15 protein-coding genes are annotated in these 13,489 nt (G+C 45.5%); 3 read left to right on the top strand and 12 right to left on the bottom strand.

Features of this window, described 5'->3' with window-relative positions:
- Positions 1-19 precede the first annotated feature (19 nt).
- The 10 genes from pdxJ to rpoE form a co-directional block, all read right to left on the bottom strand.
- On the bottom strand, positions 20-754 hold the full coding sequence (gene pdxJ / locus MD535_RS03815; RefSeq protein WP_265673615.1) for a pyridoxine 5'-phosphate synthase: 735 nt from the start codon (positions 752-754) through the stop codon (positions 20-22).
- Between the two features lie 17 nt (positions 755-771).
- Positions 772-1,476 carry a DNA repair protein RecO gene (gene recO, locus MD535_RS03810; protein ID WP_265673614.1) on the bottom strand — a complete coding sequence of 235 codons (705 nt, stop codon included), beginning with the start codon at positions 1,474-1,476 and terminating at the stop codon, positions 772-774.
- Positions 1,477-1,516: 40 nt separating this feature from the next.
- Positions 1,517-2,491 (bottom strand): GTPase Era, encoded by a 975-nt coding sequence (gene era / locus MD535_RS03805; protein WP_265673613.1) that lies wholly within the window; start codon positions 2,489-2,491, stop codon positions 1,517-1,519.
- A complete protein-coding gene (rnc, locus tag MD535_RS03800; RefSeq protein ID WP_265673612.1) occupies positions 2,484-3,161 on the bottom strand; it encodes a ribonuclease III in 678 nt (225 codons plus the stop codon). The genes era and rnc overlap by 8 nt, the downstream gene beginning before the upstream one ends.
- 10 nt (positions 3,162-3,171) lie before the next feature.
- Complete coding sequence (lepB, locus tag MD535_RS03795) at positions 3,172-4,068, bottom strand: signal peptidase I (RefSeq protein WP_265673611.1); 897 nt, start codon at positions 4,066-4,068, stop codon at positions 3,172-3,174.
- Between the two features lie 93 nt (positions 4,069-4,161).
- A complete protein-coding gene (gene lepA / locus MD535_RS03790; RefSeq protein WP_265673610.1) occupies positions 4,162-5,955 on the bottom strand; it encodes a translation elongation factor 4 in 1,794 nt (597 codons plus the stop codon).
- 112 nt (positions 5,956-6,067) lie between these two features.
- Positions 6,068-6,538, bottom strand: coding sequence for a SoxR reducing system RseC family protein (locus tag MD535_RS03785; protein WP_265673609.1), 471 nt, complete (start codon positions 6,536-6,538; stop codon positions 6,068-6,070).
- Positions 6,535-7,527, bottom strand: a complete 993-nt coding sequence (gene rseB / locus MD535_RS03780; protein ID WP_265673608.1) for a sigma-E factor regulatory protein RseB — start codon at positions 7,525-7,527, stop codon at positions 6,535-6,537. The genes MD535_RS03785 and rseB overlap by 4 nt, the downstream gene beginning before the upstream one ends.
- A complete protein-coding gene (locus MD535_RS03775) occupies positions 7,524-8,168 on the bottom strand; it encodes an RseA family anti-sigma factor (protein ID WP_265673607.1) in 645 nt (214 codons plus the stop codon). The genes rseB and MD535_RS03775 overlap by 4 nt, the downstream gene beginning before the upstream one ends.
- 15 nt (positions 8,169-8,183) lie before the next feature.
- Positions 8,184-8,762: an RNA polymerase sigma factor RpoE gene (gene rpoE / locus MD535_RS03770; RefSeq protein ID WP_250615821.1), complete on the bottom strand. Its 579-nt coding sequence runs from the start codon at positions 8,760-8,762 to the stop codon at positions 8,184-8,186.
- A gap of 372 nt (positions 8,763-9,134) precedes the next feature.
- Between rpoE and nadB the strand changes: the two genes are divergently transcribed.
- Complete coding sequence (nadB, locus tag MD535_RS03765; RefSeq protein WP_265673606.1) at positions 9,135-10,754, top strand: L-aspartate oxidase; 1,620 nt, start codon at positions 9,135-9,137, stop codon at positions 10,752-10,754.
- A gap of 73 nt (positions 10,755-10,827) precedes the next feature.
- Here nadB and MD535_RS03760 read toward each other — a convergent pair whose 3' ends face one another.
- Complete coding sequence (locus tag MD535_RS03760; RefSeq protein ID WP_313897271.1) at positions 10,828-11,241, bottom strand: protein YgfX; 414 nt, start codon at positions 11,239-11,241, stop codon at positions 10,828-10,830.
- A gap of 23 nt (positions 11,242-11,264) precedes the next feature.
- On the bottom strand, positions 11,265-11,525 hold the full coding sequence (locus MD535_RS03755) for an FAD assembly factor SdhE (protein WP_250615823.1): 261 nt from the start codon (positions 11,523-11,525) through the stop codon (positions 11,265-11,267).
- 179 nt (positions 11,526-11,704) lie between these two features.
- On the opposite strand from MD535_RS03755, the gene ygfZ reads away from it, so the two are divergent.
- Positions 11,705-12,676, top strand: a complete 972-nt coding sequence (ygfZ, locus tag MD535_RS03750; protein WP_265673604.1) for a tRNA-modifying protein YgfZ — start codon at positions 11,705-11,707, stop codon at positions 12,674-12,676.
- Between the two features lie 2 nt (positions 12,677-12,678).
- Positions 12,679-13,143: an aminoacyl-tRNA deacylase gene (locus MD535_RS03745; RefSeq protein ID WP_265673603.1), complete on the top strand. Its 465-nt coding sequence runs from the start codon at positions 12,679-12,681 to the stop codon at positions 13,141-13,143.
- Positions 13,144-13,489 lie beyond the last annotated feature (346 nt).

The following is a 13,489-nucleotide window of genomic DNA, read 5'->3' as shown; positions in this document are numbered from 1 at the left end:
CGTGTCAACGCTAGACGGATTAACCGCGTCGCGCTGCTTCCATTATCGCTTTCATATCCGCTACCGCTTTATGAAGACCGTCAAATACGGCTCGACCGATAATAGCGTGGCCAATGTTCAGTTCATAAATTTCTGGTAGTGCTGCGATTGGAGCGACATTGTGGTAAGTCAAACCATGGCCAGCGTTAACCGTAATACCTAAGTCAGAAGCATAACTCGCACCAGCGGCAATCTTCTTTAATTCATCTTGTTGATCTTCTTCTGTTTCGGCATCAGCGTAATGACCCGTGTGAAGCTCAATAAAAGGCGCACCTGCCGCTTTTGATGCATCAATTTGTTCTCTGTCCGCATCAATAAACAACGACACCTTTATGCCCGCCGCTGTCAGTTTTGCCGTCGCCGCTTTAATTTTCTCTAGCTGGCCTTTAACGTCCAAACCACCTTCTGTCGTCAGTTCTTCACGCTTTTCCGGTACAAGACAAACGAACTCAGGTTTAGTTTTAAGCGCAATCTCAACCATTTCATCCGTCACTGCCATCTCTAGGTTCATACGGGTTTGTAGCGTTTCGCTAAGAATACGGACATCACGGTCAAGGATGTGACGGCGGTCTTCACGTAAGTGCACGGTAATACCATCAGCACCAGCACGCTCAGCAATTTCAGCCGCATGCACAGGATCTGGATACTTAGTGCCACGTGCATTACGCAGTGTCGCGATATGGTCAATGTTGATGCCTAAAAGAATAGAACTCATGTATTAATACTCCATCATCAGAGCTGTTTTGGTTTAATACGAAACAACTCTCTGCTTTTTAACGGTTTTGAGCCAAGATACGGCTTTAATGCCATACGTGTAAAGCGTTTTGCCGCTTGTAATTGGGTTTTATTAGTAAAACGTCGTTCACTTATCGCAATCAACTCTTCCCCCACAAATGTGAGGTTGTCTCGGCGAACACTGGCGATGAAACCTTGCTGTTCACGAAAGCGATATGTCATGGTCGGATCGATCGGTTCACCCGTGCCTGAGCAGTGTAAAAAATCGACGCCATACCCCAAAGCCGAAAGCAAAGCGAGTTCAAAACGTCGTAGCGCCGGTTCGGGATTACTAGTTTGAGCCAACTCTGTTAAAGCTTGAAGATAATCATGAAATAAAGCGGGGAAAGGTATTTCATTAGCAAGAACACGAGCAATAAGTTCATTAACATACATTGCAGAGTAAAGGCAGATACCTGTAAGCGGTAGCCCTAAGCTAATAGGTTCAGCTTGACGCAAGGTTTTTAAGGACCCACCACCAGACCACTTGAGTAACAATGGGGTGAAAGGTTGAAGCGCTCCTTTGAGGTTAGAGCGCTTACTGCGAGCCCCTTTCGACAATAATGACACACGACCATACTCTTCACTGAAGACATCAAGAATTAAACTTGATTCACTGTATGGCCTGCGATGTAAAACGAAACAGCGTTGTAACCCTTCCATACCATCACATCTTGTCAAATTGCCGAAAGTCGCGCGTCTATTATTTGTTTTCTAAGTCGTCGATGTAACCTAATGAACGCAGCGCGCGCTCATCATCAGCCCAGCCTGACTTCACTTTGACCCAAGTTTCTAAGTACACTTTACGGCCAAACAACTCTTCCATATCTAGGCGAGCTTCACGACCGATGGTCTTGATTTTATCTCCACCTTTGCCAATCACCATTTTCTTTTGACCAGTACGTTCAACAAGAATAAGGGCGTTGATGTGAAAACCGTCTGTTTCTGGATTGTAATCAAAGCGTTCAACTTCAACGGTCACAGAGTAAGGTAGCTCCTCACCAGTAAAGCGCATCAATTTTTCACGGATAATCTCAGACGCCATAAAACGCTGTGAACGGTCGGTCACGTATTCTTCAGGGAAGTGATGCACCGCTTTAGGTAAATAACTACGAACGTGTTTACGAATCACATCGGTGTTTTTACCTTGCTTGGCGGAAATAGGCACCACATCAACAAACTCCATCTTTTCAGAAAGAGCCTGCATGTGCATCATCACGTCATTACGATCTTTAACGTTGTCGACTTTGTTGATGCATAGTACAACTGGGAAATCAGATTTCTTCAGTTTGTTTAGTACCATTTCATCATCAGCAGTCCATTGCGTGCCGTCAACCAGAAACAATACTAGGTTAACATCACTCAGGGAGCTGTTCGCTGCACGGTTCATCAAACGGTTGATCGCGCGCTTCTCTTCAATATGAAGCCCAGGAGTATCCACGTAAATCGCTTGGTAATCCCCTTCGGTCTCTACACCCATGATACGGTGGCGAGTCGTTTGAGGCTTGCGCGAGGTGATCGATATTTTTTGACCCAGGATATGGTTCAATAATGTCGATTTACCTACATTTGGGCGACCAACAATGGCGATAAAACCACAATGTTGGTTTTCTGGATTCGCTACTTCTTCTGCTGGAGAAGAAAAGTACGCATCGATATCAAATTCTTTATCAGACATTGGTCACTTTCTCTAATGCCATCTCGGCAGCCGCTTGTTCTGCCTTGCGGCGGCTAGTACCTAGACCAACAACAGGCTTATCCAAGCCCATCACTTCACATGAAACCGTAAACTCTTGGTTGTGGGCTTCACCTTTTATATTAGTCACAGTATAGACGGGCAGAGGTTTTCTGCGCCCTTGCAAAAACTCTTGAAGACGAGTTTTCGGATCTTTCTGCGATACGCCAGGTTCAATCGCATCAAGGCGGCTTTTATACCAACCCAATACAACCTCACGTACTTTTTCGACATCGCTGTCTAGGTAGATGGCACCAATAATGGCCTCAACTGCATCAGCAAGAATTGAATCACGTCTAAAACCACCGCTCTTCAACTCACCTGGACCTAATTTTAAGTAGTCTCCCAAACCGAACTCGCGCCCTAGTTCTGCAAGAGTGTGACCTCTTACTAACGTGGCACGCATGCGGCTCATGTCCCCTTCATTAATTTTAGGGAAGCGATGATAAAGATCGTCAGCGACGACAAAACTTAAAATTGAATCGCCCAAAAACTCGAGTCGTTCATTATGCGTTCCATTGGCACTACGATGTGTCAGTGCCAATGCCAAGCGCTCGCTATCATTAAATTGATAAGCGAGCTTTTTTTCTAATCGTTCAATAGGAGAATTCATGCTCTCTCGTTCAGTTAATTCCACCGATGCGATTCAATCTCACACCAGTTGGGATCCATGCAGGCAAAAAGCTGTCTGCACTACGTTCAAATTCAAAACTAATCCATATTGCTACAGCTTTACCCACTAAGTTAGCTTCTGGTACAAAGCCCCAATAACGGCTATCAGCACTATTATCGCGGTTGTCACCCATCACGAAGTAATGGCCTTCTGGTACCACCCATTCATTAATGCCATTACGTGGTTGATACTGATCAACTCGGTCACGACGCAGTGGGTTGACCAATACTTGGTGTTCAACATCACCCAGTTTTTCATCCATTTGAATCAATGGAATACCGTTTTGTACAAACGGGCTATCGACGACGTTAGATAGCTTAACGGGTTTGCATTCTGACGTGCCCTTAGTCTGAATACAGATGTCTTTACTTGCGCTGTAGCGCACCATATCCCCAGGTAAACCCACTACACGTTTAATATAGTCAATATTAGGCTGAGGCGGGTATTTGAATACAATTGAATCGCCGCGCTCAGGCTTACCCACGTCGACCAATTGTGTACGCCAAACTGGGTCTTTCAATCCATAGGCATATTTTTCCACCAAGATAAAATCACCGACCAATAAGGTTGGCATCATCGAACCCGATGGAATTTGAAAAGGTTCGTAAATAAAAGAACGTAAGACTAATACAAACGCGATAACCGGAAAAATCGACACACTGTTTTCAACAAACCATGATGGCGCGACCGCTTTTTGAGCAACCTCATCATCAATTTGGTTGGCTTGTGCTTGGATATCTGCCAATTTTTGCTGTCGTTTCTTTCTCAGTACGAGTTTATCTAAAACCCAAACTACACCAGTCACCAATGTTACGATAACTAGGATTAGTGAGAACGTATTAGCCATTAAATTCCCTTAATTTCGTATCTTCAAAAATAACGAAAGTGAAAGCCCTTTTCAGAGCTTCCACTTTACTTGTTCTTGCACTTAGCAATGAGCTTAATCTTTGCCTACATGCAGAATGGCAAGGAACGCTTCTTGAGGCAGTTCAACGTTACCGATCTGCTTCATACGCTTCTTACCTTCTTTCTGTTTCTTCAACAGCTTCTTCTTACGACTCACGTCACCACCGTAACATTTTGCAATTACGTTTTTACGCAGTTGTTTTACGGTAGAACGAGCAATGATGTGGTTACCGATTGCTGCTTGAATCGCGATATCAAACATTTGGCGAGGAATAAACTCCTTCATTTTCTCAACAAGCAGACGACCACGGCTTTGCGCTTGATCTTTGTGAGTAATGATAGCCAATGCATCAACCGTATCACCGTTAAGCAATACATCGACACGAACCATGTTTGATGCTTCAAAGCGCTGGAAGTTATAATCCAGTGACGCATAGCCACGAGACGTCGACTTCAGACGATCGAAGAAGTCGAGAACAACCTCTGCCATCGGAATGTCGTAAGTCACGGCGACTTGGTTACCGTGATACACCATGTCAACCTGCATGCCACGCTTTTCGACACACAACGTAATCACGTTACCTAGGTAATCTGAAGGAACCAAGATATTACAACGCGCAATGGGTTCACGCATTTCTTCAATATCGTTAGTCGCGGGTAGCTTAGCCGGGCTATCAACATACAACGTTTTACCGTCCGTTTTTTCTACTTCGTAGACTACCGTCGGTGCCGTTGTAATCAGATCAAGATCGTATTCACGCTCTAGACGTTCTTGGATGATCTCCATGTGAAGCATGCCTAAGAAGCCACAACGGAAACCAAAACCTAATGCTGCTGAGCTTTCTGGCTCATAGAATAGTGATGCGTCATTTAGACTAAGTTTACCTAGTGCATCACGGAAGTTTTCATAATCATCGGATGATACAGGGAAAAGACCCGCATAAACCTGAGGTTTCACCTTTTGGAAACCTGGTAGCGCAGTTTCGCTGCCGTGTTTTGCTGTTGTTAGCGTATCACCAACAGGGGCACCAAGGATGTCTTTAATACCACAAACCACCCAGCCTACTTCGCCAGTATTCAGTTCCGTCGTATCGATCTGTTTTGGTGTGAATATACCTAAACGGTCTACCCCCCAAACTTGCCCGGTGCTCATGACTTTAATCTTGTCATTTTTCTTTAGTTTACCGTTTTTAATACGAACCAAAGAAACCACACCTAAGTAGTTATCAAACCAAGAGTCAATGATCAATGCTTGTAGTGGTGCTTCTGGATCGCCTTCTGGTGCAGGAATTGATGCGACGATCTCTTCAAGAACCGCATCCACACCTAACCCCGTTTTTGCAGAACAGCGCACAGCTTCTAATGCATCAATACCAACAATCTCTTCGATTTCTTCAGCAACACGTTCAGGTTCTGCCGCCGGTAAATCAATCTTGTTCAGAATTGGCACTACCTCAAGATCCATCTCGATCGCGGTATAGCAGTTCGCTAGTGTCTGAGCTTCTACCCCTTGACCAGCGTCGACAACCAACAGCGCGCCTTCACAAGCGGCAAGGGAACGAGATACTTCATAGGAGAAATCTACGTGTCCTGGGGTATCGATAAAGTTGAGCTGATAGGTTTCCCCATCGTTCGCAGTGTAGTCAAGAGTAACACTCTGAGCTTTGATGGTAATACCGCGCTCGCGCTCAAGGTCCATAGAATCTAGAACTTGAGCTGCCATTTCACGGTCACTTAAGCCGCCACAAACTTGAATGAGACGGTCTGACAACGTGGACTTACCGTGGTCAATGTGGGCGATAATCGAAAAGTTACGAATGTGCTTCATAGATTTGATTTGGCTTAACTCTTAAAATGGGAAGTATAAAACGCCTGTTTCGTCACAGCGTTTCAATTTAGTTGGCAGATTCTACCCAATTTCTATACGGTTCGCACCTTATTTAGACAATGGACTGCCCGAGTATGCGGATCAAGACAACCTCTTGACTCGACGTTTGCTCGACGGGCTGAATGAATTTACGAGCAAGAAGAAAACCAATAAATGAAAACCCAGCCGCCAAAAGAATCACGACACCTTCGCCAGCCTCTAGTAAAGGCGCAAGCCAAAGTTGCCCCAAACCCGCGCCAATAAACAAAAAGAACAACGGAAGCAAGTACACCAAGGCCGCCGATTGAAGCAGACTTTTCTCTGGAAAGCCTATTTCGACCACGTCTCCTGATTGCACTTTTTCGTCCGTGAGTAAATTCCAAATGAGCGCTTTACTGCCCACGGCTTTACTTACGATTCCCGTGCCGCAGCTGCTTTTTGAAGCACATGAGCTGCAACTGGTTTGTTGCTCGCAGCTCAGCTGTATCTGAAGTTGGCGCCCCTGTTTTTCAACAGAGGTCACCGTAGCAAGTGCCGTCATCATGGCGTTGAATTCGCTTCAGGGGCAGGGGTGAGTGTTGGTTTTACAGGGTTTAACTTCACCGACTGCGCGACTCTTTGCGCGGTCGCTGGCGGGATGTCCCCCACTACCGATATTTGCCTATCGCCACTCACAACACTGTGTACGGTTCGGCGACCTTGACGAATAAGATCACCTTTTAATGAGTGATTATCGCGTTCAGAAACATAAACCGAAAAACTAAACAACCCATCAGTAAACATTTGGCTTTCAACAATATTTTCTGTTGAAAACATACGATAACGATTAAGATCTTTCGGCTTAAATCCAGCGGGGACCCAACCGACTTGCCAGTAGGTTTCTTCGATATTGCCTTTTGGCAAAGAAAGCACAGCCGGTAGTTGCACTTTTTCTAGCGAACTCAACATTTCTGCGATACGGTCATTCACAGAATATGAAATCACGCGAAATTGCTCGAGAATTTCACCATCTCGATCCAATAAGTCCGCACGAAGAGGCAACTTACTCGCCTCATCCACCCACAATACATAAGAGTATCTCAGCCCGTCTTTAGGGACGATACGAAATACTTGCGTTGCCGCGCCCGCTTCTCGAGCTCGTCCCACTCGCACATAATCGTAGAACTCACTCAATTGGGTAATATTACCGTTAAGTAACGGCATTAATGGCGCCACCATTTTCCCTGATTCAATGGTAAAAGGATCAACGCCCGGTTCGATATAGCTCACCTCACTACCGCGGCGGATAACCTCTCGCACGGGCCCACTCAAGTACACCAAATGTGCAAATTGCTGAGTTTCAAAGGTGGCATGCCGATAGAGCAGCGGCTCAATGCTATTCTTCTTAATCAGGATGTAGGACAGTTCATAATTCAACTGCTGACTTGCGTCACTCATTTGATGCAACAAAGCCTCCGCAGAAGGTTCTTCTGCAAAGGCTTTAGCACCAAATAAACTGAACAGCAGTAAAGAACTGGTCAGAAATTTCTTCATTCAATTACCGATTCGGTTTCAACACTCAACGAGCTTTGATGATCACTATTTAATCTTAACTGTAGCTCATAATCTTGCAGCAATGCGTTTACTCGACGACGTTGTTCTTGAACATTAGCCGTATCGCCGTTGGTTTTAGCAACGGAATCTCGAGTTAAGCTGACAGGCTCAGCGCTACCTGCAAAAGGAATCGTCTGCAATACCGGGAGCTGTTCCGCTTCAGGCTGAGTCACATCTTGACCAGAATACTGCTGCACACCCAGTATCACCGCCATAGACACACAAGCGGCCACGGCCACTTGACCAAATTGGCTAAGCCATGCCGGCAGCTGACGCTTAGCTTGCGCTGGAGTGGGTTGCGATTCTATCGGCGTCGCTACACCAACCTGATCGGCGCTCACTGAAGCCGGAGCTTGCGAGTGCGTCGGCTCTGCTTCTAGCGCTATCGCGACACTTTCAGCAATATTCCAATCTAAACTTTTTGGCTCATCGCCTCGCATGACGTCACCAATTAAATGGTAATTTTGCCATGCTTCTTTGCTTTCCAAATCATTTTCAAACGCTTCAATAAGCGCCTCATCGATTTGGTCTCCATCCATGAATGCTGAAAGCTTTTGTTTGTCAGCCATTATATTCACCATAAGTTGATACTGGTTTTAGCGTTGAAGAAGAGGCTTAATCTTCTTCTCTACTGCTTCACGAGCACGGAAGATACGCGAGCGTACCGTTCCCACTGGGCAATCCATTACTTCTGCGATTTCTTCATAACTCAACCCATCGAGTTCTCGTAGGGTCATCGCAGTCTTAAGGTCTTCTGGTAATGCTTCAATTGCAGCAAACACTGTCCGCTTCAATTCATTCGACAACGTTAAGTTCTCAGGGTTCGAAATTTCTTTCAACGCATTACCAGATTCATAAAATTCTGCATCTTCTGCATCCACATCTGTTGCGGGCGGTCTTCTGCTTTGCGCAACAATATGGTTTTTAGCTGTATTGACAGCGATGCGATACAACCACGTATAAAAGGCACTTTCACCTCGAAACGTTGGGATCGCTCTATACGCCTTAATAAATGCTTCTTGGGCAATATCTGCGACATCGCCAGAGTTGCTCACGTATCGTGATATGAGATTGCAAACCTTGTTTTGATAACGCAAAACCAACAGGTTAAATGCTTGTTTATCTCCACTTTGAACGCGCTCAATCAGCACCTGATCGGTTGGCTGCTCGTTCATTCGAGCGTTCACTCCTATTCGTTCTTACCCTTACCTTCTCAGATATGAGTATTAATAATGCACATTGTAGTCTTGACACCACCGCTAACATGAGCACTATTGTGACTCTATGAAAAAGAGAAAGTTCAAAACTTTCTGCGTTTTTTTGTGATGAATCATTCACAATGTAATTTGGCGTCGACTACAATGTTGTCAATTTACAAGAATGGATTACTTAGCTCATTAACACAATCGATTTTTCAGCGTGTTATCGCCAATGTAATCCTTGTTGAAAGTGCCCCTCGCCAGCTGTTTTACACAGCTCCCTATCGCGCACTTTTTATCTAAGTAGGGTATCGTTACGCTACTGTAGGTTAGGATTTTAATAGAATTATGAACACAAACCGAGAGCATCTTTGTGATGTTTTAGTCATAGGAAGTGGCGCTGCAGGTCTATCACTCGCACTAAGAGTCGCGGAGCGCGCTAAGGTTATCGTTTTAAGTAAAGGCCCTCGTAGTGAAGGGGCGACTTATTATGCCCAAGGTGGCATTGCAGCCGTTTTTGATGAATCCGATAGCATCGAATCACACGTCAATGACACCAATATTGCTGGTGCAGGGCTGTGCGAAGAAGACACCGTTCAGTTTATTGCAGAGAATGCCAAAGAGTGCGTTCAATGGTTGATCGACGGAGGGGTTCCTTTTGATCAAGTTGAGACGGACAAAGACGAACAACCTCGTTACCACCTCACTCGTGAAGGCGGACATAGCCACCGCCGAATTTTGCATGCAGCCGACGCGACAGGCATGGCCATGCAAACGACACTGCAAGATAACGTGCACAGTCACCCTAACATTGAGATCTTTGAGCGCTACAATGCGCTCGACCTCATCGTGGACGAAAGCAATGGCAATGCGGATAACAATGTCGTTGGGGCATATATCTGGAACCGCAATGAAGAACATGTAGAAACCGTACGTGCAAAATTTGTGGTACTGGCAACAGGTGGGGCGTCAAAGGTATATCAATACACATCCAACCCAGACGTATCATCAGGCGACGGTATCGCCATGGCTTGGCGCGCAGGGTGTCGAGTCGCTAACCTAGAGTTTAACCAATTCCACCCAACTTGCCTGTTCCACCCAGAAGCGCGTAATTTCTTGCTCACTGAAGCTCTTCGTGGTGAAGGCGCTTATCTAAAACGTCCAGATGGCACGCGCTTTATGCCTGACTTTGACGAACGAGAAGAGCTTGCCCCACGTGATGTGGTGGCTCGCGCTATCGACTTTGAAATGAAACGCCTTGGCGCAGACTGCATGTACTTAGACATCAGCCATAAACCTGAAGCGTTCATCATTAAGCACTTCCCTACTATTCATATGCGCTTGCAAGATTTGGGCATCGACATGACCAAAGAGCCTATCCCTATTGTTCCAGCGGCACATTACACCTGCGGTGGAGTGATGGTGAATCAAGCAGGTCGTACCGATATAGAGCAGCTCTATGCCATTGGTGAAGTCAGCTATACTGGCCTGCATGGCGCAAATAGAATGGCATCTAACTCCCTATTAGAATGTGTCGTCTATGCTTGGTCTGCCGCGAAAGATATCTTGACTAAACTTGACAGCGTGTCATTGCCTGGCGAGCTACCTCAATGGGATGAGAGCCAAGTGAGTTGCTCTGACGAAGAAGTCATCATCCAACACAACTGGCATGAGCTGCGGCTATTTATGTGGGATTACATGGGGATTGTTCGTACCGATAAACGCTTAGAGCGTGCGTTGCGTCGAATTCAATTACTGCAACAAGAAACGCATGACTACTACAGTAATTTTAAAGTTTCCAATAACCTACTTGAGTTGAGAAACCTATTGCAAGTAGCTGAATTAATGGTTCGCTGTGCAATGCAACGTAAAGAGAGTCGTGGTCTTCACTACACGCTAGATTATCCCGATATGCTGGAAGTCAGCAAACCGACGATTCTAACGCCAAGTGATGAATCAACAAGCTAGTACTGCCATAGCCCAAATTGGGCGACGAATACCGGTTAACTAGCGCTTTAAAAAAGCGTCCAAAGCAGTCCTTTCAATTACTAGAAATGGACTGCTTTTTTATTGCAACCAATAAATGACGATAAGCTGACTCGCTGCTACTGTCTCGCCACAAAATATACCGCTTACCACTTTGTTCACGAACCCCAATGCACCACTCACTGAAAACGAGAGTAAACGAGGGAGAACACAATGGCACGCCATTGTAGTGCCACTGCTTATCTTTCATCATAAGTACGCCGCTGATAGACGGGTAAATATAACGAGTCCTAACACAAAATCCGACAATATAAACCAAAGCGACCAGTGGTAACGATGTCAGTATCAGCGCAGCCATTAGCAGGACATGACAAATTAGGTTAGCAACGCAAGCATGGAAAGAAAAAGAGGCATGTAGGTAAGCGTGCTCAAGACTACGCTTACCTAATTCGTAAGGATGAGTGGTGATATTTTCTCGAATAAAAGACTGAATTATCGAACTTTACTCAGATTATGCGCAACAATTTTGTCCACCATTGACGCATGACCTAAATTCTCACTGCGCCCATGCCCCATGATCCAGGTAAATAGATCAGGATCTTGACACTCCAACAAAGATACGAAGTCATTCTGCTCTTGCCCTGTCAAGGTATCAAAACACTCCTCAAAGAACGGCATAACAACAACATCAAGCTCTAGCATGCCTCGGCGGCAAGCCCATTTTATCCGTGCTTTTTGTTCAGTAGAGTACATTGCATTCTCCATCTACTACTTAATTTGAGCTGAGTGTAACAAGCCTGTTTCACACTAACCACTGCTGACATCACACAATCTCTACTTCTATCACAACAAATCGTGCAACAACATTCAGCTGACAAATCCAGCTCAGCGCATTAACATATTCATTATGATATCTAAAGAGACCTCTAATTATGGATTGGCAACCTAGCACTCAGTCATTCAACGATACTCCCTCTGCATCACTGCCTGATTTGGTTTTGGCGTTACTCCCATCTTGGGGAGCGATCGACATGGTCGGTGCAGATAAAAAAGCCTACTTGCAAGGGCAAGTAACATGCGATGTCGTCACCCTTGCCGAAGAAGAATCCACACTCGGTGCACACTGCGACGCCAAAGGAAAAGTGTGGAGTATTTTTCGTCTTTGTCATACTCACAGTGGCTATACCATGATTCAACCCCGTTCAGTTATTACAAAAGAGCAAGCTGAACTTAGCAAGTACGCGGTTTTCTCAAAGGTAGACATCACGATAAGCGACAATAGCATTGCGGGCATTATTGGCGCGCAAAGCCATGCCTTTGTGACGTCTCTCTTCCCAACAAAGGGGGACGTACGAACCACTGAGTCGGCAACCGCTATCAAAATCAGTGATGACCGCTGGATGATCGTGGCACCGAGTGCTTGGCTACAAGCGCACCTTAACGATGACGCCCTCACTTGGAGTGATGAATCACTTTGGACTCGACTTGATATTGAACAGGGGCTGCCAACCTTAACTCCTGAGTTGCAAAACCAACATATTCCACAAGCCTTTAATTTGCAGGCCATCGGTGGCATTAGCTTCAAAAAAGGGTGCTATACGGGACAAGAAACCGTCGCTCGGGCAAAGTATCGCGGCATCAATAAGCGCATGTTAATGACACTGTCTGGTGTCCTTTCAACCAAACTGACAGGATCTGACAACGTTGTCGTTGAGCGCTCTGTTGGAGAAAACTGGAGAAAAGCAGGAGATACGCTTGCTTTCTATCAATTTTCCGATGGTACAACACTCGTTTCTGCAATCTTACCCAACAATTTGGATGCGGATACTGAGTTTCGAGTGACGTCTTCGCTTGAAGACCGCCTCACGCCGACAGCACTCCCTTACTCGGTTGATGACGAGTAATCATGCTCTCAACGCCCATTACCCGCTACCTACAGCAACGTGAAATCCCATTTCAACTGCTGATGCAAGGTAAAGCAGCTGCTTCGATTCAAGAAGCAGCTCATCTACGCGGTATCAAAGCCGAGATAATGGTCAAAGCTATCGTATTACGAGATATGGGGGGGCAATATGCCTTAGCCTGCTGCTCTGGTAATGAATCTATTGATCCGAAAAAAGTTCGTCATGTACTCACAACTCGCCGCATGACCTGCGCTTCTCGTCAAGAAATTGAGTCCATAACTGGCGCCACTATCGGAACGGTAACCCCACTATTACTGCGCACGTCTATACCTATTCTTTTTGATACGGGTTTAAAACAACATAATATGGTGACGATCAGCAGTGGCAACAGCAACGCTGGACTCTTGTTATCCTTAAACGATTTAGTGCAATGCTGTTCACCTCTATGGGCAGACATCTGCCGATAGAACCAATACCGTGTATGCCTTCCTCTCCTAACCGAGCTTCGCTCCTTTTATACATATAAGCGACGGTCATAAATGCAAACTACTGTAGCCCCTCACGAGCGTACTGCGATACAGATCAAATTCCCACCACAAACAAAATGAAATATTACTCAATATATACGCATAAATAGTCATGAGGTTTTTTTTAGAGTATGCTATGACCAGACATCAACGAGCAACTCCGCTACGTTGCTGTCCACACTAGAGTGATGCTCTGCGTAAGCAGTAACTCCCTTTTGTGTAATGCATCTGTGACATTTGGCCCGCTGAGCGGGCTTTTTTTTTACTCATGATAACGGTTCTCCCC

It is taken from the genome of Vibrio qingdaonensis (genome assembly GCF_026191675.1).
GTDB lineage: Bacteria > Pseudomonadota > Gammaproteobacteria > Enterobacterales > Vibrionaceae > Vibrio > Vibrio qingdaonensis.
The sequence above is the reverse complement of the archived record's forward strand: the minus strand, read 5'-3'. Positions and strand labels throughout refer to the sequence as shown.

Excerpts from the sequence above, each read along its gene's own strand:
- lepA (WP_265673610.1), bottom strand. The coding sequence starts at position 5,955 with ATGAAGCACATTCGTAACTTTTCGATTATCGCCCACATTGACCACGGT.
- MD535_RS03785 (WP_265673609.1), bottom strand. The coding sequence starts at position 6,538 with ATGATGACGGCACTTGCTACGGTGACCTCTGTTGAAAAACAGGGGCGC.
- rpoE (WP_250615821.1), bottom strand. The coding sequence starts at position 8,762 with ATGAACGAGCAGCCAACCGATCAGGTGCTGATTGAGCGCGTTCAAAGT.
- rseB (WP_265673608.1), bottom strand. The coding sequence starts at position 7,527 with ATGAAGAAATTTCTGACCAGTTCTTTACTGCTGTTCAGTTTATTTGGT.
- ygfZ (WP_265673604.1), top strand. The coding sequence starts at position 11,705 with ATGGATTGGCAACCTAGCACTCAGTCATTCAACGATACTCCCTCTGCA.
- MD535_RS03755 (WP_250615823.1), bottom strand. The coding sequence starts at position 11,525 with ATGTACTCTACTGAACAAAAAGCACGGATAAAATGGGCTTGCCGCCGA.
- MD535_RS03775 (WP_265673607.1), bottom strand. The coding sequence starts at position 8,168 with ATGGTGAATATAATGGCTGACAAACAAAAGCTTTCAGCATTCATGGAT.
- rnc (WP_265673612.1), bottom strand. The coding sequence starts at position 3,161 with ATGAATTCTCCTATTGAACGATTAGAAAAAAAGCTCGCTTATCAATTT.
- MD535_RS03745 (WP_265673603.1), top strand. The coding sequence starts at position 12,679 with ATGCTCTCAACGCCCATTACCCGCTACCTACAGCAACGTGAAATCCCA.
- recO (WP_265673614.1), bottom strand. The coding sequence starts at position 1,476 with ATGGAAGGGTTACAACGCTGTTTCGTTTTACATCGCAGGCCATACAGT.
- era (WP_265673613.1), bottom strand. The coding sequence starts at position 2,491 with ATGTCTGATAAAGAATTTGATATCGATGCGTACTTTTCTTCTCCAGCA.
- nadB (WP_265673606.1), top strand. The coding sequence starts at position 9,135 with ATGAACACAAACCGAGAGCATCTTTGTGATGTTTTAGTCATAGGAAGT.
- pdxJ (WP_265673615.1), bottom strand. The coding sequence starts at position 754 with ATGAGTTCTATTCTTTTAGGCATCAACATTGACCATATCGCGACACTG.
- lepB (WP_265673611.1), bottom strand. The coding sequence starts at position 4,068 with ATGGCTAATACGTTCTCACTAATCCTAGTTATCGTAACATTGGTGACT.